This window comes from Streptomyces sp. NPDC002490, assembly GCF_040296045.1.
Classification (GTDB): domain Bacteria; phylum Actinomycetota; class Actinomycetes; order Streptomycetales; family Streptomycetaceae; genus Streptomyces.
Map to the genome: position 1 here is coordinate 1 of NZ_JBEOWM010000024.1, position 17,327 is coordinate 17,327.

A 17,327-nucleotide genomic window follows, 5' to 3' on the forward strand; every position below is an offset into this window, starting at 1 on the left:
CCCGCGTACCCGGCCCCTCCCCCGCGCCCGACGCCCGCGCGCCGGGCCCCCGCCCCGAGGCGCACCGGGCGCGGCGACACGTGTGCACGGCCGCGGCGGCCCCGCCCCCACCGGTGGGCCTCGGTCCGCTGGACGCCCCCGACGGACCGAAGCCCGGCGGGCGGGCCGGGGCCGCCGAGGCCGCGGCCGTGGAGGAGGCCGTGCGGCGCATCCGGGTGCTGGACGACCGGCACGGCGCGGACGGCCTGTACCGGCGGGCCGCCGCCCCGCTGCGGACCGCGTTCGAACTCCTCGACGCGGCCACCGCCCGCCAGTCGACCGCCGACCGGCTGCACGCGGGCGCCGGCGAACTCGCCATCTCGGTGGGCTGGCTCGCCCACGACTCCGGCCGCTTCGCGGACGCCCGCTCGCACTACGCCGAGGCGCTGGCGACCGCCCGGATGTGCGGGGACGCGGGCGTGGAGGCGCACGCCTTCTGCAACACGTCCTTCCTGGCCCGGGACGCCGGCCACCCCAGGGAGGCGGTGCGGACCGCCCAGGCCGGGCAGCGGGCCGCCCGGGGCCTCGGCTCGGCGCTGCTGCTGTCCCTGCTGGCGCTGCGGGAGGCGGGCGGCTGGGCCGGCCTCGGCGACCGGGCCCGCTGCTCCCGGGCGCTGGCCCGGGCCCGGGTGCTGTTCGAGCGCGGCCGGACGCACGGGGACGCCGAGCACGGGGCGTCGCCCGAGTGGATGTCCTTCTACGGCGCCGCCGAGTTCGCCGGGCTGGAGGCGCAGTGCTGGTCGGCGCTGGGCGAGTGGTCGCGGGCGGCCGGCCACGCGGAGCGCGCGGTCCGCCTCCAGGACCCCCACTTCGTGCGCAACACCGCGCTGTACACCGCGGAACTGGCCGACGACCTGGCCCGGGCGGGCCGCCCCGACGAGGCGGCGGCGGCCGGGGAGCGGGTGCTCGGCCTGCTGGACGAGGTGCAGTCCTCGCGCGTCCAGTCGATGGTGGCGGCCACCGCCCGGGTCCTGCTGCCCCACCGCCGTTCGGCGGGGGTGGGCGCGTTCCTGGACCGGTACGCCGCGCTGCCCCGGCCCGCCTGAACCACCCCCGGTCGGCCCGCGTTCCGCCGCCCGGGAGAACGCCGTGCGGGCTCCGCCGGACGGCGGGCGGGACGGCGGGAGGCCGTCCGGCGGGCAACCGGTCGAACGGTTCGGGCGTCCTCGCCGTCCGGGGGCGTCAACCCGCGTCCCGCGCCCGCACACCGTAGGGTGGACGGGCCGTCAAGGCAGCACGCAGGAGTGAGGAGACCTTGGATGCCGAAGCGCGGACCGTCCGACATCCGGACGGCGACCGGACCGGCACCCGGGGCCGCGCCCCCGCGCCGCTGGTGGACCGAGCTGGTGCTCGTCCTGCTCGTCTACCTCGCCTACACGGCGGGTCGGCTGCTCGCCCGCGGTGACGTGACCACCGCCGTCGACCACGGACTGGCGATACTCCGGGCCGAGAAGGCGCTCTCCCTCAACGCCGAGCACCCGCTGAACCGGCTCTTCACGGAGCACGCCTGGATCGGGGTGCCGGCCGACTTCTGGTACGCGTCGCTGCACTACGCGGTGACGCCGGTGCTCCTGGTGTGGCTGTTCCGCTCCCGCCGGGTGGAGTACCGGGCGGCCCGCAGCTGGCTGCTGATCTCCACCTTCCTCGGCCTGATCGCCTTCACCCTGGTGCCCACCTGCCCGCCGCGGCTGCTCTCCGTGGGCCACGGCTTCGTCGACACCATGGCGCAGTACAGCTCCTACGGCTGGTGGGGCGCGGAGGCCAGCGCCCCGCGCGGCATGGGCGGCATGACCAACCAGTACGCCGCGATGCCGTCCCTGCACGTGGGGTGGGCGCTGTGGTGCGGGGTGATCCTGTGGAAGTACGGGCGGGGCCCGCTGATGCGGACCGCCGCGGTGGCGTACCCGCTGGTGACGACGGTCGTGGTGATGGGCACCGCCAACCACTACTTCCTCGACGCGGTCGCCGGCGCCGCGGTGATGGGCCTCGGACTGCTGCTCACCCGGCCCGCGCTGCGGCTCGTCGACCGGACGACGGCCCGTTTCACGACCCGGACCGCCGCGCTGGCGCCCTCCGTGGCGATGGCGTCCGCGGGCGGTCGTTCGGCCGGAAGTTCCCCGATTGTCGGTGGCGAGTGCCAGACTGCGGCGGGTGAGCGATTTCCCCGACAGCGCCAGCAGTCCGCCGAGCCGGCCGGACCGGGTTCCCGCCCCTCCGACAGCCGGGACGGCGCTCCGGCACCGGCTCGCTGAGCTGCGCGGCCCGGCACCGGCCCGGGCCATGGACGCCCGCTCCCTGGCCGCCCTCGCGGTGAACCCGGGGTGCGGCCGGCGGGCCCTGCTGGACGGGGCGGGCGTCGACAAGGCGAAGGTCGCCGCCCGGCTCGGGGCGCCCGCGGTGGCCGGCCAGTCGCAGTTCGCCATCGTGCGGGGACACGCCTTCGAGGCCCGGGTGAAGGGCGACGGCGGGGGAGCCCTGCTGCGCCTCGCGCACGCGGAACTGGACCCGACCGCCCCCGCTCCCGTCGCCGAGGCGGTGCGGGTGCCGGTGCTCGCCCCGGACGGCGGGCCCGGGGCCCGGGTGGCGCGCACCGCCCTGGCGCTGCGCGAGGCGGCCCGGGCCCGCGGGTCCTGGACGCTGCTCGACCATCCGATGCTGGTGCTGGACGTGGCGGGCACCCCCGCGTTCCTGGAGCCCGACGCGGTCGTCGTCCACCCCGACGGGCGCTGGTCCGTCGTCGAGATCAAGTCCTTCCCCATGGTCGACGGGGCGGCGGAGCCGGCGAAGGTGGGGGCCGCGGCCCGACAGGCCGCCGTCTACGTGCTGGCCCTGGAAGAGGTCGCCGAGCAGCTCGCGCCGGCGCCCGAGGTGGGCCACCACGTCCTGCTGGTGTGTCCGAAGGACTTCTCCAACCTGCCGACGGCGGCCGCCGTCGACGTGCGCAAGCAGCGCTCGGTGACCCGGCGCCAGCTGGCCCGGCTCACCCGGGTCGAGGACCTCGCCCGGCACCTGCCCGCCGGGGCCACCTTCGACGTGGAGCAGCCGGGCGGGGCGCTCGACGCGGCCGTGGCGGCGGTGCCCGCGGCCTACGCGCCCGAGTGCCTCTCCGCGTGCGAGCTGGCCTTCCACTGCCGCTCCCGGGCCCGGGCGGCGGACGCAGTGACCGCGCTGGGCCGCTCGCTCCGCGGCGAGTTGGGCGGGCTGAGGACCGTCGCGGAGGTGCTCGCCGCCGCCGAGGGCCGGCGCGGGGACCCGGCCGATCCGACCGTCGCCGCGCTGCGGCGGGCGGCGGCGCTGCGCACCGAGGCCCTGGCCGGGGCGGGGGCCGCCGCGTGCTGAGCGCCCCGCGTCCGGTCCCCGGTCCGGGTGCGGCCCGAGGGGGTCCCGGATGTCGCTGATCGGCCAGCTCGCCCGCCTGGAGGCGGTCCGCAGCGGGCGCGCCCAGCCGCTGACCACGGTCCGCCACCGTCATCTGTCGCACCGGCCGCTGGTGCTCGTCCCGTTGACCACCGCCGGTGAGGCGGGGGCGCCGCTCGCCGCGCTGGTGGGGACGGAGCGCACCGCGCCGCGGGTGCTGTTCGTGCCGCAGCCCCGGGACCGGGAGCTGCGTTCCGCGTTCCTGGCCGCCCTCGCCGACGCGGTGCTGCCGTACGTCGAGGACTTCGCCGGCTCGGTGGAGGTCGCCGAGCGCGCCGAGACCGACCCGGAGACCGGCAAGCGGGTCAAGGTCGAGGTCGAGTTGTGCGCGGACGCCCCGCAGATCATCGTGCCCGGCCGCGGCGGCGTGGACTTCGTGCGGCTGCTCGGCCGGTCGATGCGGTTCCGCCGCACCCTGGAGCAGGACCCGGACGCCCCGTACCCGGCGCCGCCGCGGGTGCCGCTGCTGGGGCGCTGGCTGACGCACTTCGGGGAGCGGGCGCGGGTGCCGGGCTCCTCGCTGCTGTTGGCCATGACGGACCTGCTCGCCCGGCACTGGGCGACCGGCCAGTCCGCGGTGGAGGACCAGCACCTGGGGGCGTTGCTGGCGTGGCTGGAGGCGCCCGAGGGCACCTCCGGCGCGGCGGCGGCGCTCCGCGCCGAGCTGGCCCGGGACGCGGAGGGCCAGTTGCTGCACCCGCCGGCCGGTCCGGCGACCGACCCCGCGTTCGACAACAAGCTGCTGGCCCCCGCGATCGAACGCTACGACCGGGCCCGCACCGCGCTGGCGGCGGCCGAGGACGGCGCCGAGGCGGACGCCCGGCTCGGCGCGCTCACCGAGGCGGAGCACGCCTTGCGGGCCCTGGTGGTCAGCCGCACCCGGCCCACCTGGGACGCGGTGTGGCGGGGCCTGGACCTGCTGTGCACCTTGCCGGCGGGCGCCCGGGTGCAGGAGCGCTGGACCCGGGACCGCTGGTCGTTCACCGGCCACCGGGACCGGGTGCTGGCCGGCGAGCCCCCGCAGCCGCGCCGCGACGACGCGGTGACCGCCGCGAACAAGCTGGCCGCCCGGGAGCGGGAGCAGGCCCGGCTGGACGCCCAGGAGGCGCTGGACGACCCGCTGGTGATGGCGGCCCGCCGGCTCGCCGGGGAGGCGTTCGCGGGCGAGGTGGTCGACGTGGAGATGGCCTACGGCGAGGGCAAGCGCCCGACGCCCCGCCCGCTGGTCACGGTGCGCACCGCGGACCGGCCGCACCTCGCCGAGGGCACCAAGGCGTACCGTTCGCTGGCCGGCAAGCCGCAGACGGCCCGGTTCGTGGGGTACGTCGAGGAGGACGGCGAGCCCGCGGCGGAGACGGCGGACGGCACCGTCACCCTGGTGCTGCGGATCGTCGACCGGATGGGCCGGGGCAGGGAGCCGGAGCCCGGTTCCGTCCCGGAGAAGGGCGACCGGCCCTGCTGGACGCTCTTCGAGCACGACCAGCGCGGCGGGCCCAAGCTGCCCGAGCCGGAGGACACCCCCTGGACCCACGGCGGCCCGCCCGGGGAGGCCGGCCCCGAACGGCCCGACCCGGTGACCGGAGAGGACATCCTGTGAGCCTGACCAGCGGCATCCGCCATCCGGCCGCCCCGGAGGCGGTGGACGACCCGGGCGCCGCCGCGCACCGCGCCACCGAGGCGATCCTGGCCGACACCCTGCGCGGCGCGCACCGGGGCGTGGTGGTGGACTCCCCGCCCGGCGCCGGGAAGTCGACGCTGGTGGTGCGCGCCGCGCTGGAACTCGCCGCCGCCGGTCGTCCGCTGATGGTGGTCGCGCAGACCAACGCCCAGGTGGACGACCTGGTGCTGCGGCTCGCCGAGAAGGCGCCGGACCTGCCGGTGGGGCGGCTGCACAGCAGCGACCCGGACGCCTACGACAAGGCGTTGGACGCGTTGCCGCAGGTGCGGACCGCCACCCGGGCGGCCGACCTCGCCGGTTTCGACGTGGTGATCTCCACGGCCGCCAAGTGGGCCCATGTGAAGGGCGTGGAGCCGTGGGGGCACGCGATCGTCGACGAGGCGTACCAGATGCGTTCGGACGGCTTGCTCGCGGTGGCGAACCTCTTCGAGCGGGCGCTGTTCGTGGGCGACCCGGGGCAGCTCGACCCGTTCTCGATCGTCGGGGCGGAGCAGTGGGCGGGGCTCTCCTACGACCCGTCGGCGAGTGCGGTCTCCACCCTGCTGGCGCACAATCCGGAGCTGCCGCAGCACCGGCTCCCGGTCTCCTGGCGGCTGCCCGCCTCGGCGGCGCCGCTGGTGTCGTCGGCGTTCTACCCGTACACCCCGTTCCGCAGCGGGACCCGGGCCGGGGACCGGGCGCTGGCCTTCGCGTCGGCCTCGGACGGTTCGGGCCCGGACCGGGTGATCGACGAGGCCGCCGCCTCCGGCTGGGGCCTGCTGGAACTGCCGCCCCGGCACACCCCGCGCACCGACCCGGAGGCGGTGCGCGCGGTGGCCCTGGTGGTGCGCCGGCTGCTGGACCGGGGCGGGGCGACGGTCTCGGAGCGGGGGCCCGACCCGGTGCCGCTCACCGCCGGCCGGATCGCGGTGGGCACCGCGCACCGCGACCAGGCGGCGGCGGTGCGCGCGGCCCTCGTCGACCTGGGGGTGGCCGGGGTGACCGTGGACACCGCCAACCGCTTGCAGGGCCGTGAGTACGACGTCACCGTGGTGCTGCACCCGCTGTCGGGGCGGCCCGACGCGACCGCGTTCCACCTGGAGACGGGCCGGCTGTGCGTGCTGGCGTCCCGGCACCGGCACGCCTGCATCGTGGTCTGCCGGGGCGGGGTGACCGAGTTGTTGGACGACCATCCGTCCACGGAGCCGGTCGCGCTGGGCGTCACGCTGAAGTTCCCGGACGGGTGGGACGCCATGATGGCCACCTGGGACCACCTCTCGCACCACCGGGTGACCTGGACGCCGCCGGCCTGACCCGGGGAACCGTTCTCCCCCGCCCGGCCTGCCCCGTCGCGGTCTTGCGGGGCGGGGGACAATGGGAGGCGGCCCGGAAGCACCCCGCCCCGGGACACGTCGGTACACGCCGGGAGGCAGCAGATGTCGGAGTCCGAACCCGTCCGCGCCGAGCGACGGATGCGGCCCGCCCCGCTGCTGTTCGAGCCCACCGCCGCCACCGGCGACCCGGAGCACTTCTTCGACCTGGAGTCCATCGAGGACCCCCGGCAGCTGCTGACCCGGGCGACCGAGCTGACCCACGCCTTCCGGACCGCCACCGACCGGGCCGTCGAGTTCCAGGCCATCGCCGCGGCCCGGCTCGCGGACCCGCGGCGCTTCGACCGGCTCACCCCGGCGGCGATCGCCGAGCGCGCGGAGTGGAGCGAGGAGTACGCGGTGAAGATGGTGGAGTACGGGCGCGACCTGCTGCGCGCCGCCCCGCCCGACGAGCGCTGACCCCTCGGCGGGCGTGGACCACCCGCCGGGCAAGGGCTTTCGTCATATGCAGGGTGCGCAAGGTACCCCACACGGCCCCTTGGCGTCTCACTTTCCAGCAACTCACGGAAATCGACCCCTCACGGCGGGTAAACATGCCTGCCATGAGCACCCACCCTCACGCCGCCGTCCCCGGGGACCGCTCCTGCTCCGCCGACCCCGCCGCCCCGGGTTCCCGCGTGCGGCCGCCCGCCGGCCCCGCCCCCTCGGGCGAGGGCTCGGCGCCCCTGCCGGACACCGGGGAGGCGGCCGCGGCCGGCGCCGCCTGGCTGGCCTCCGCAGGAACGTATCCGCAGGAGCTGCTCGACCGCTGGGCCGACCGGCCCGCCGTCCCGCTGGTCCTGCCCTGCGGCACCGTCTTCGACGTGGTGAACACCACGGCGCTGTTCGGCCGGGCCCTGCTGGACCGGCTCTGGGGCGAGGGCCCCGGCTCCGGGCCCGTCGCCACCCACCGGGGTCGCACCCTGCTGTTCGCGGCGCCCGGCACCGCCCACCGACTGCCCACCCTGCTGCGCTGGGAGGAGTGGGGCGCGGGCCTCGGCGCGGTGCCGCCGCTGCTCTGCCACGGCACCGGCGACGCGGTGACCGTCCCCCCGCTCGCCACCGGCCCGACCCCGGTCCGCGGCCCCAGCGCCGCCGATGCGAGCACCCCGGCCGTCCCCGAGCCGGCCGGGTCCCGGTGGGTGGTGCCCCCGGCCGCCCGACGCCCCTGGCTACCGGGGCCCGAGGTACTGGTCTGGGCCTGCGTCCGGGCGGCCCGGGCAGCCCGACGAACATCGATTTCACCCGCCCCCGACCAGGGTGCTAAGGTCTACGACGTCAGCAGGCGCCGCTAGCTCAGTTGGTTAGAGCAGCTGACTCTTAATCAGCGGGTCCGGGGTTCGAGTCCCTGGCGGCGCACAGACGACAGAGGCCCTCCGCAGCAGCGGGGGGCCTCTTGCATGCCCCACCACGGGCCGCCGTCACCCGGTCGAGATCCGCACCACCCACTCCCCCGTCGGGGTGCGCTCCGTCACCTCCACCCGCACCGGCACCCGCCCGTCGGTGACCGTGAGGCCCTCCCCCGCGCCGAGCGGGGCGTCCGCCAGCGGCGGGTACACGGACCGTTCCCAGCAGGCGTCCGTCTCCGGATGCCCGTCCACCACCCGCACCGGACCCTCGCCCGAGGCCGCGACGCTGCGCACCCGGTACACCAGGACGCCCTCGGTGCAGGTGGTCCGGTCGTTGCCAACCGCGGCCCGGGCCTCCACCGCCACCGCGGTGGTGCGGCCGGTGCGGACCACCGCGAGCTTGGTGCCGCGCCCCGGCCCGGGCGGACCGGCGGTCGCGTCCGGAGCCACCGCCCGGGCCACCGGCCCCACCAGCACCGCGGCGCCCGCCACGGCCGGGCCCGCGGCGGACCCGGGCTCCGGGGGGCGGACGGAGACGGGCTCCAGGGTCAGCGGGGACTCGTCGCGGCCCTCCACGCACACCACCTGGTCGTCGGCGAGCCAGCCGAGCTTCCACTTGTGCCAGGCGAACAGGTCCGGGGCCATCCCGAACTGGCTGCCCATGACGTCCCAGTCGCCGACGTGGGTGTCCCAGTCGCCCGTCTCGTCCTCGGGGCGGTGGTAGAGGTCGGGCAGGTCGAAGACGTGGCCGGTCTCGTGGGCGAGGACGTTGCGGTCGGGCGGATGGCGCTCGAAGACGGTGACGATCCGCCGCAGGGCCGTGCCGTCCGCGCGCAGCGGCCGGTCGAAGTTGACGACCTTGGTGGCGTCCGAGTCCACGCCGGGGGCGTCCGGATCGGCGACGAAGTACACGATGTCGTAGGCGCCGAAGTCCACGTGCGGGTCGACCGCCGCGACCGCGTCGCGCAGGTAGGCGGTGCGGTGCTTGGCCTTCCAGTCCCGTTCTATCGCATAGGCGGTGGACGGCTTCGGCATGCTGATCCAGTCCTCGCGCGGATGCGGTCGCAGGGTGAACGCCCCGTAGGACGCCTGCTCGTAGAAGCGGTCGGTGGCCGGGAAGTGGTCGGCGGCGAGTTCCTGCGGCGAGACCAGCGGAACAGAGTCCGGGAAGGCGAGGAAGACCATGAGCGCGTCCAGCGCACGCTCGGGCCGCGGGTAGCCGGAGTGCCAGGTGTCCAGCCCCTCCGAGTGGTGGGCATCGGTGCGCTCCAGGGCGCACGAGCCGGCGCGTGCCTCGGCCACGGCCGGGCCCGCGACCAGGGAGGTGGCCGCGAGGGCGGCCAGCGAGGTGGCCGCGGCGGTGGAGCGGGCCCAGGAGCGTTCGCGCCGGATGCCCGGCACCGCGGCGCGGGCGGCACGGAACGGACGGGGCACGACGACCTCCGGGGGACGACGGGGGACGGCAGCGGGACCGCACCGCCCCCACCTTGTTCCGGTTCGCCCGGGATCGCCCTGCTGAAGGGGCCCGGGCGGGTGAGACGCGGGCCGGCGGCGCGGGATCGACGGCCGCGCGGGGTGCCGCCGCCCCGGGGCCGCCCGCCGGAACCGGTCGCGGCCCGTACCGGCCATCCGGGCGATCACCGAGCGTCACCCTGGAGCGGGGGCTCGACGCGGGCCGCACGCTCCCTACGAAGGAACGATTCAGCAACCGGCGCACACCGGAGCGCACCGGAGCGCGAGTGGCTCGCACTCCGGAGCAGCCTCTATGATCAGCCTGTTTTCCGCGTGATTCCGGCCTCTGCGGCCCCGTCCGCGCGTTCGACCCCTCACCGGCTGGGAGATGACCCGGAGCACGACCACGCACGACGGCAACGACGCACTGCGGGAGTGAGCGGTGAGCGGAACGTCCGAAGGTCCCACGCCCACGACAGGCCCTGTCCCCCCGACCGTCACGCACAGTCGCCCCGATCGCCCCCCGCCCCCCGTCGAACCTCCGCGGCGCCCCGCCCCCGGCGTTCCGGCGGGCGGCTCGGGCGAGCCCTACCGCGCCGCGTTCGGCTCCGCCCCGCTGGCGATGGCCGCCATCGGCGCGGACGGCACGGTCATCACCGCGAACGACGCCTTCCACGCCCTCTTCGCCCGCGCCACCGCCCCGGACGGCTCCCGGGGCCCCGTCGGCCGGCCGGCCGCCGAGCTGGTGGACCTCGCCGCCGACGCCCGCACCCGACGCTCCTACCAGGAGGTCCTGCGCGGCCGGCGGGCCCGGCTGAGGTGCGACCGGCGACTCAAACACGCGGACGGACACGCCCTCTGGGCCCGCGTCACCCTCGCCCCCCTGCCCGCCCCGGCCGGCCCGGCCGTCGCCCTGCTGTCGGTCTCCGACATCAGCGCCCGCCGCGAACTCCAGTCCCGACTGCGCCACCTGCGGATGCACGACCCGGTGACCCGGCTCCCCAACCGCACCCTGTTCTTCGAACGGCTCGCCTCAGCGCTGGAGAACGGGGCGTACGAGGACGAGGGCACCGGCCGGATCGGCCTGTGCTACCTGGACCTCGACGGGTTCAAGGCCGTCAACGACACCCTCGGGCACCGGGTCGGCGACCACCTGCTCGCCGCCGTCGCCGACCGGCTCACCCGCTGCGCCGACCGGGCGGGACTCGCACGTGCCAACACCCCGCTCGTCGCCCGCCTCGGCGGGGACGAGTTCGCCCTGCTGGTGGAGGACTCCACCGGCACCGAGCAACTCGCCGACCTCGCCCGGGCCGTGCTGCACGCCCTCCAGGAGCCCTTCGACATCGCCGGCCAACGCCTGTCGGTCTCGGCCTCCATCGGTGTGGTGGAACGCCGCGCCGAAGGCACCACCGCCACCGGTTTGATGCAGGCCGCCGACACCACGCTGTACTGGGCCAAGGCCGACGGCAAGGCCCGCTGGACCCTCTTCGACCCGGAGCGCAACGCCCACCGGATGACCCGTCAGGCCCTCGTCTCCGCCCTGCGCCCGGCGGTGGAGCGCGAGGAGTTCACCCTCGCCTACCAGCCGCTGGTGGGGCTCGGGGACGGCACGCTGCACGGGGTCGAGGCCCTGGTGCGCTGGGAGCACCCCCAGTTCGGCACCCTGGCGCCGAATCGGTTCATCTCCCTGGCCGAGGAGGACGGGTCCATCGTGCCGCTGGGCCGCTGGGTGCTGCGCACCGCGTGTCGCCAGGCCCGGCGCTGGCAACTCGACCACCCCGAGGCCCCGCCCGTCTTCGTCAGCGTGAACGTGGCGGTCCGGCAGGTGTGGGACTCCGACCTGGTGGCCGACGTGCGGGAGACCCTCACCGAAACCGGACTCGCCCCGGGACTCCTCCAGTTGGAACTGACCGAGTCCGCGGTGATGGGCTCGGCCGGCCGCCCGCTCCAGGCCCTCCAGGCCCTCAGCGACATGGGCGTGCGGATCGCCATCGACGACTTCGGCACCGGCTACTCCAACCTCGCCTACCTCAGCCGCCTCCCCGTCTCCGCCCTCAAGCTGGACGGCTCCTTCGTCCGCGGCTTCCGCTACGAGGACGGCACCCACCCCAACCCCGCCGACGAGGTCATCGTCGAGGCCCTGGTCCACCTCGCCCACCGCCTCGGCCTCACCGTCACCGCGGAGTGCGTGGAGACCGCGGGCCAGGCGTCCCGCCTCCAACGCATCGGCTGCGACACCGGCCAGGGCTGGCTCTACTCCCGCCCGGTGGCCCCCGACCTCATCCCCGCGCTGCTGGGCACCCGGGTGGGGCCGCCTCGGTAGGGGCGGGGGCCGGCGCGCCGCTCCGCGGCCCGGCCCGGTGGCCCGCCCGCCCCTGGACACGGGCGTTGAGTCCCGTTCCCGCAAAAGTGGTGCAGAGCCCATTCTTGCGGACGGTTTTGCCTGGTCGGGGATTCCCCCCGGTGATGGACTCCTCTCCAAGGCACCGCCTTGAACGCGTCTTCACCCACAGGAAGAGGACCCTGATGGCCATATCGTTGTTACGTCGCTCCGCCCTCTCACTGGGCGCCGTCGCCCTCTCGGGACTGGCCGTGACCGGCGTCACCGTCTCGCCCGCCAACGCCGCCCCCGCCGCTCCGGCCGCGAGCGGGTGCTCGTACGACGGTGGTGCGCGGTACATCTGCGCCTACGGGATCTCCAAGGTCTACTTCCCTGACGGCCGGATAGAGGAGTTCCACGTCGGCACGGACTGGTGGGTGTACAGCCGGATCACCAGCAGCCGCGGCGGCAACTGGTCCAACTGGAAGCCGACCCACGGCATGGCCCGGAGCCCCATCACTGTCCACAACCAGCAGACGTGGTACCCGCGTCTCACCATCGTGGGCAACGACGGCAACGTCTGGTACCGCCAACATGACGCCGTCAACGGGTGGGGCACCTGGCACCGCCAGTAGGGGATCACCCGGTCTCCCTCACCGCCCGTCGCCGAGGAGTGATCAGCGCGCCCGATCACCGTGCCACACGGGCATCGCGTGTGCCCCCGTGGGCACGCCCCCGTCACCCGCGAACCGGCGGGCACCCGCCCCGGAGACGTACAGCGTTCGGCCCCGGTCGCCAGGTCAACGGCGACCGGGGCCGACCCGCGCCGATCCGCTCGACGTTCTGGCGGACGAGACCCCGGACGGCGCCGCCGCCCCTCACCCCCGCGGGAACCCGTAGGCGTCCGCGATCAGTTCGTAGGAGCGGAGCCGGGCCGGGCCGCTGTGGGCGTTGGCGACGAGCATCAACTCGTCGGCGCCGGTGCGCTTCTGGAGCGCGTCGAGGCCGGCGCGGACCTCGTCGGGGGTGCCGTGGACCACGTCGGCGTTCCAGGTGTCGACGAACTCGCGCTCCATCGGGGTGTACGGGTGGTGCGCCGCCTCCTCGGGGCTGGGCACCAGCCCGGGGCGGCCGGAGCGGAGCCGGAGCATGCTGAGGGCGGCGGTCATCACCTGGCGGCGGGCCTCGGCGGGGTCCTCGGCGGCCAGGGCGGAGACGCCGATCAGGGCGTAGGGCTCGGCCAGCGCCGCCGAGGGGCGGAACGCCTGCCGGTACAGGTCGAGGGCGGGAACGGTGTTGCGGGCCGAGAAGTGGTGGGCGAAGGCGAACGGCAGCCCCAGGGAGCCGGCCAGGCGGGCGCTGAAGCCGGAGGAGCCGAGCAGCCACACGGGCGGCCGGTGCGGGGACTGCACCCCGCCGGGGGCGGTGGCCTGGACGGGGCCGGGCACGGCGTGGATGCGGGCGTAGGGGTGGCCGGGCGGGAAGTCGTCGTCGAGGAAGCGGACCAGTTCGGCGACCTGCTCGGGGAAGTCCTCGGCGCCCTCGCCGGGGCGGTCGGTGCGGCGCAGGGCGGCGGCGGTGGCGCCGTCGGTGCCGGGGGCGCGACCGAGGCCCAGGTCGACGCGGCCGGGGGCGAGCGCCTCCAGGGTGCCGAACTGTTCGGCGATCACCAGGGGGGCGTGGTTGGGGAGCATGATGCCGCCGGAGCCGAGGCGGATGCGCTCGGTGTGCGCGGCGAGGTGGGCGAGGATCACCGCGGGGGACGAGGAGGCCACGCCGGGCATCGAGTGGTGTTCGGCGACCCAGTAGCGGTGGTAGCCGCGGGCTTCGGTGCGACGGGCGAGTTCGACACTGGTGCGCAGGGCGTCGGAGGCGGTGTGTCCGGCCCCGACCGTGGCCAGGTCGAGGACGGACAGGGGGACGGGGGCGGTGCCCTGGCCCAGGCCGCTGATGCCGTCGCGGGCGCCGGCGGTGGCCGGTCGTGCGCCGGGGGCGCCCTCGGACGCCGCGGTCAACCCGTTGCCCTCGCCGTGCACCGTGCTCGTCGTCACTGCCACCGTGTGCCCTCCCCTGCCGCGGACCCGTGCCGGGGCAGCCTTCGTCCTCGCCTTGACGACCTACTGAACAGGAGGGGTGCTCCGGTTGTTCCCGGCAGCACCGGTCGTTCCGGGGATCGTGGGACGGACCGGGGTCAGACCGCGTACGTCCACACCACCAGCATGTGCGCCCCGTACCAGGCGCCGAAGAGCCCGGCAGCCGTCAGCGCGGGGACGAGACGGCGTCGGGGCAGTCGGGCCAGGGCGTGCGCGAGCGGGATCAGGAGCAGCAGCGCCGGCACCAGCAGCCGCAGCTTGGAGTGGTAGAAGTTCGACTGGCCCAGGGTCAGCACCAGCATCGCCGTGCCGTAGCCGAGCAGTGGCGGCCAGGTGGGGCGGCGCCAGGCGAGCGCGGTGAGCGCGCAGGCGGCCAGGAGCAGGCCCGCGGTGCTGAGCGGCACCCAGCCCTCGCCGCGCAGGACGGTGTCGAGGAGGAAGTCGACGGTGGCGGCGCCGTTGTCCCAGTGGGTGCCCCAGCCGGCTTCCTGGACGACGAAGTAGCCGTCGAGCCGGCCGGTGCGGTGGGCCACCCACAGCAGGTAGCCGGGGGTGCCGGCGCAGGCCAGGGCCAGTCCCGCCAGGGGGCGCCAGGCGAGCCGGCGGGTGCGGCGCAGTTCCGCGAGGACGGCGACGGCCAGGGCCAGGGCCAGGGCGGCGGCGGCCGGGCGGGTGAGGCCGGCGAGCAGCCCGAGGGTGCCGGCGGTGAGCCAGCGGTGGCGGTGGGCGGCGAGCAGCGCGCCGGCCGCGAGGGCCAGGAACAGGGCTTCGCTGTAGGCCATGACGAGGGAGACCGCCATCGGCTGGGCGACGGCGACGAGGACCAGGGCGACATCGGCGGTGCGCCGCCCGTACAGCGCGTCGACCAGCCCGTGCACGGCGAACAGGGCGCCGATGAGCGCCAGGTGGGTCACGACCAGGGCGGCCGTGGGGACGTCGAGCCCGGTGACGGTGTGCAGTGCGCGGGCCAGCAGGGGGTAGAGCGGGAAGAAGGCGAGGTTGTTGCCGAGCGGCTCGCCGTCGGCGTAGGTGATCTCCTCGGGGTACCCGCTGCCCGCTATCTCCGCGTACAGCTGGCCGTCCCAGGAGAGCAGCCGTCGGTGCGCCCCGCCGAGGCCGCGGGCGGAGGCGAGGACGAACAGGGCGGTGAGGTGGGCGGCGGCGGCCACCGCGTACACGGTGAGGACCGTCCACACGGTGCGGTACCGCTCCGCCGCCGGGACCCCCGGGCCCCCGGTGGGCGTGGCGGGGGCGGTGCGGCGCAGCGGGGACGGCAGGAGGACCCTCGGGGTGCGGGGGCGGGTCTGGGCGGCCATCTGGGTCTCTCCTCGCGCGGGGCGGCGGCTGCCATCCTCGCGCACCCCGGCGCCGGGCCGGTGGCCGGGCCGGGTGGAGCAGTGCAGGTCAACGGGGTGGGGGTCAGTCCGCGGGCATCTGGACCAGGGGTTCGCGGGTGAAGAGGGCGCCGAGGCGGGGGGCGTTGACCCGGCGGTCGGTGAGACGCAGCGCCTCCCAGACGGTGACCTGGTTGGCGGTGAGCACCGGTTTGCCGAGGTGCTGCTCCAACGCGGTGAGGTGGGCGGCGGTGCGCAGCGGGGTGCCCGGCAGCAGCACGGCGGTCGCCTCGGGGACGTCGGCGGCGCGGGCCAGTTCGGTGAGCGCGGTCAGCCCGTCCGCGGGGGCGGGGTTGCCGGTGGCGCTGGGGGCGGACACCACCCGGGCGCCGGACTCGGCGGTCAGGAACCGGGTGAAGCGTTCGGTCAGCTCGGGCCCGTACACGGGGGCCACCGCGAGGCGTTCGACGCCCAGCTCGCGCACCGCGTGGGCGAAGGCGAAGGAGGTGCTGGAGGCGGGCAGCCCGGCGGCCCGGGCGAGGGCGCGCACCTGGGCGAGGGCGCCTTCCCGGCCGAGGGCGAATCCGGGGCCGGCCCAGACCAGGGCCTCGGCGCCGGCCAGCCGCAGTTCCTCGACGGCGGGGGCGAGGCGTTCGCCGTCCGGGGGCACCGGGACGGCGGTCAGGGCGGGCCCGGGGCCGTCCGGGGCCGTGGCGGCGGGGTCGGAGGCGTCGACGGAGGCGGGCGCGGCGCGGACCGCGTGCAGTCTGATCCCGCCGCCCAGCAGTTGCTCGACGCGCACGTAGTCGTCCGCCGCGGTGCCTTCCGGGTACAGGAATCCCAGCGAGGTCACGTACGCCTCCTTCGCGGCGGGCCGGGGTGCCCTCCCCCCAGGATGCCCCGGCGGGGCGTCCGCGGCCCGCCGGGAGGAGGCCCCCCGGCGGGTCGGATACATCCTTCGGTGTAGCGGTGGTTCATCAACGATCACGACGTACCGGCCGGGCGACGGCGGAACGATGGGGGCATGACCGAGACGCTGCCGCCCCGCCGGACCGAGGCCCCGCCCGCTCCGGTGCAACGGAAGCCCCGCAACCCTCTCCTCGACGTGGTGCGGGGGGTGGCGATCCTGGGCACCCTGGCGACCAACGTGTGGATCTTCGCCTCCCCCGGCGGGGAGGGCGCGCTGTTCACCACCGCCGGGGAGACCTCGTTCGCCTCCTTCCCCGACGCGGTCGAGGGCACGGTGAGGCTGTTGGCGAACGGCAAGTTCCTGTCCCTGTTGACGGTGCTGTTCGGGGTGGGCCTCGCCATCCAGTACGCCTCCGCCGCGCGCCGCGGCCAGCCCTGGCCGGGACGGTACCGGTGGCGGGCGCTGTTCCTGTTCGCCGAGGGCACCGTGCACTTCCTGCTGGTGTTCGCCTGGGACGTGCTCATGGGGTACGCGGTGACCGCGCTGCTGGTGGCCTGGCTGCTGACCCGCTCGCAGCGGGCCCGGGACCGGGTCATGTGGACGGCGGCCGGGGTGCACCTGGCGTTGATGGCGGTGCTGACGGCGGGGCTGGCGGCGATGGGCCCCGAGGCGGAGGAGGTGGACCGCTCGGCGGAGCGCGAGGTGATCGACCTGTACGCGCACGGCGGCTACCCGGAGCAGATCGGCTTCCGCCTGGACAACGTGCTGTTCCTGCGGATGGAGCCGGTGCTCTCCTTCGCACTGCTGGTGTTCCTCTTCCTGCTGGGCGTGCGGCTCTTCCGGGCGGGCGCGTTCGGCGCCGACGACACCGGGCGCCGCATCCGCAACCGGCTGCTGGGCTGGGGCCTGGGCCTCGGGCTGCCGCTGTCGGTGGCGCTGCCGCTGGCCGGCTCCGAGTTCTTCCTGCTCGACCGGTACGTGGTCGGGCCGCTCACCGCGCTCGGCTACCTGGGCCTGGTCGGGCTGCTGGTCGACCGGGCCACCCGCGCCGGCCGCGCCCCCGGTCCGCTGCTGCGCGGCCTGACCAACGTGGGACGCACCGCCCTGTCCGGCTACGTCCTCCAGAACCTGCTGTGCATGCTCGCCGCGTACGGCATCGGCCTGGGCCTGGCGCACCGGCTCGGCGGGGAGTGGTGGCCCTGGTGGCCGCTGGCCCTGTGGACGGTGGTGTGCGCGGTGCTGATGGTCGGCTCCACGCTGTGGCTGCGCCGCTTCACCGCCGGGCCGTTCGAGTCGGTGCAGCGGTGGGCGCTGCGCCGTTGACGCCCCGCGCCCCGCACGGGTCGGGGCGGGCGGCCCTGGGTATGCCTGACCCGGAATCAAGGG

General features: G+C 76.1%; 14 protein-coding genes and 1 tRNA gene. 11 read left to right on the plus strand and 4 right to left on the minus strand.

Features of this window, described 5'->3' with window-relative positions:
• From ABT092_RS17205 to ABT092_RS17240, 8 genes are all read left to right on the plus strand, one after another.
• The coding region (locus ABT092_RS17205; protein ID WP_502968450.1) for an NsdA family TPR-like regulatory protein at positions 1 to 1,085 on the plus strand (1,085 nt) is incomplete at its 5' end.
• 213 nt (positions 1,086 to 1,298) lie between these two features.
• On the plus strand, positions 1,299 to 2,291 hold the full coding sequence (locus ABT092_RS17210) for a phosphatase PAP2 family protein (protein WP_351244580.1): 993 nt from the start codon (positions 1,299 to 1,301) through the stop codon (positions 2,289 to 2,291).
• The gene (locus ABT092_RS17215; RefSeq protein WP_351244582.1) at positions 2,191 to 3,378 is read left to right on the plus strand and encodes a hypothetical protein; all 1,188 of its coding nucleotides are present in this window, start codon (positions 2,191 to 2,193) and stop codon (positions 3,376 to 3,378) included. Before ABT092_RS17210 ends, ABT092_RS17215 begins: the two co-directional genes overlap by 101 nt.
• A 49-nt stretch (positions 3,379 to 3,427) precedes the next feature.
• Positions 3,428 to 5,053 (plus strand): hypothetical protein, encoded by a 1,626-nt coding sequence (locus ABT092_RS17220; protein ID WP_351244584.1) that lies wholly within the window; start codon positions 3,428 to 3,430, stop codon positions 5,051 to 5,053.
• The gene (locus ABT092_RS17225; protein ID WP_351244586.1) at positions 5,050 to 6,426 is read left to right on the plus strand and encodes an AAA domain-containing protein; all 1,377 of its coding nucleotides are present in this window, start codon (positions 5,050 to 5,052) and stop codon (positions 6,424 to 6,426) included. The genes ABT092_RS17220 and ABT092_RS17225 overlap by 4 nt, the downstream gene beginning before the upstream one ends.
• Positions 6,427 to 6,549: 123 nt before the next feature.
• Positions 6,550 to 6,903 (plus strand): DUF8844 domain-containing protein, encoded by a 354-nt coding sequence (locus ABT092_RS17230; RefSeq protein WP_351244588.1) that lies wholly within the window; start codon positions 6,550 to 6,552, stop codon positions 6,901 to 6,903.
• Positions 6,904 to 7,046: 143 nt separating this feature from the next.
• Positions 7,047 to 7,778 carry a bifunctional DNA primase/polymerase gene (locus ABT092_RS17235; RefSeq protein WP_351244590.1) on the plus strand — a complete coding sequence of 244 codons (732 nt, stop codon included), beginning with the start codon at positions 7,047 to 7,049 and terminating at the stop codon, positions 7,776 to 7,778.
• Positions 7,769 to 7,842 (plus strand) — tRNA-Lys (locus ABT092_RS17240). The genes ABT092_RS17235 and ABT092_RS17240 overlap by 10 nt, the downstream gene beginning before the upstream one ends.
• A gap of 62 nt (positions 7,843 to 7,904) precedes the next feature.
• Here ABT092_RS17240 and ABT092_RS17245 read toward each other — a convergent pair.
• Positions 7,905 to 9,266: a M6 family metalloprotease domain-containing protein gene (locus ABT092_RS17245; protein WP_502968451.1), complete on the minus strand. Its 1,362-nt coding sequence runs from the start codon at positions 9,264 to 9,266 to the stop codon at positions 7,905 to 7,907.
• 460 nt (positions 9,267 to 9,726) lie between these two features.
• Between ABT092_RS17245 and ABT092_RS17250 the strand changes: the two genes are divergently transcribed.
• Positions 9,727 to 11,607, plus strand: a complete 1,881-nt coding sequence (locus ABT092_RS17250) for a putative bifunctional diguanylate cyclase/phosphodiesterase (protein ID WP_351244592.1) — start codon at positions 9,727 to 9,729, stop codon at positions 11,605 to 11,607.
• 203 nt (positions 11,608 to 11,810) lie between these two features.
• A complete protein-coding gene (locus tag ABT092_RS17255) occupies positions 11,811 to 12,239 on the plus strand; it encodes a PLL family lectin (RefSeq protein ID WP_351244594.1) in 429 nt (142 codons plus the stop codon).
• 243 nt (positions 12,240 to 12,482) lie between these two features.
• On the opposite strand, the gene ABT092_RS17260 is transcribed toward ABT092_RS17255, so the two are convergent.
• The 3 genes from ABT092_RS17260 to ABT092_RS17270 form a co-directional block, all read right to left on the minus strand.
• Positions 12,483 to 13,619 (minus strand): LLM class flavin-dependent oxidoreductase, encoded by a 1,137-nt coding sequence (locus ABT092_RS17260; RefSeq protein WP_502968454.1) that lies wholly within the window; start codon positions 13,617 to 13,619, stop codon positions 12,483 to 12,485.
• A 176-nt stretch (positions 13,620 to 13,795) separates the two neighbouring features.
• Positions 13,796 to 15,013: a putative hexosyltransferase gene (locus tag ABT092_RS17265; RefSeq protein ID WP_351244596.1), complete on the minus strand. Its 1,218-nt coding sequence runs from the start codon at positions 15,011 to 15,013 to the stop codon at positions 13,796 to 13,798.
• Between the two features lie 103 nt (positions 15,014 to 15,116).
• Complete coding sequence (locus ABT092_RS17270; protein WP_351244598.1) at positions 15,117 to 15,884, minus strand: aspartate racemase/maleate isomerase family protein; 768 nt, start codon at positions 15,882 to 15,884, stop codon at positions 15,117 to 15,119.
• 171 nt (positions 15,885 to 16,055) lie between these two features.
• Here ABT092_RS17270 and ABT092_RS17275 point away from each other — a divergent pair, with 171 nt between their 5' ends.
• Positions 16,056 to 17,264 (plus strand): DUF418 domain-containing protein, encoded by a 1,209-nt coding sequence (locus tag ABT092_RS17275; protein WP_351244600.1) that lies wholly within the window; start codon positions 16,056 to 16,058, stop codon positions 17,262 to 17,264.
• Positions 17,265 to 17,327: the final 63 nt, after the last annotated feature.

Coding starts and splice junctions, on each gene's coding strand:
- ABT092_RS17210 (WP_351244580.1), top strand. CDS start 1,299: ATGCCGAAGCGCGGACCGTCCGACATCCGGACGGCGACCGGACCGGCA.
- ABT092_RS17220 (WP_351244584.1), top strand. CDS start 3,428: ATGTCGCTGATCGGCCAGCTCGCCCGCCTGGAGGCGGTCCGCAGCGGG.
- ABT092_RS17230 (WP_351244588.1), top strand. CDS start 6,550: ATGTCGGAGTCCGAACCCGTCCGCGCCGAGCGACGGATGCGGCCCGCC.
- ABT092_RS17235 (WP_351244590.1), top strand. CDS start 7,047: ATGAGCACCCACCCTCACGCCGCCGTCCCCGGGGACCGCTCCTGCTCC.
- ABT092_RS17255 (WP_351244594.1), top strand. CDS start 11,811: ATGGCCATATCGTTGTTACGTCGCTCCGCCCTCTCACTGGGCGCCGTC.
- ABT092_RS17265 (WP_351244596.1), bottom strand. CDS start 15,013: ATGGCCGCCCAGACCCGCCCCCGCACCCCGAGGGTCCTCCTGCCGTCC.
- ABT092_RS17275 (WP_351244600.1), top strand. CDS start 16,056: ATGACCGAGACGCTGCCGCCCCGCCGGACCGAGGCCCCGCCCGCTCCG.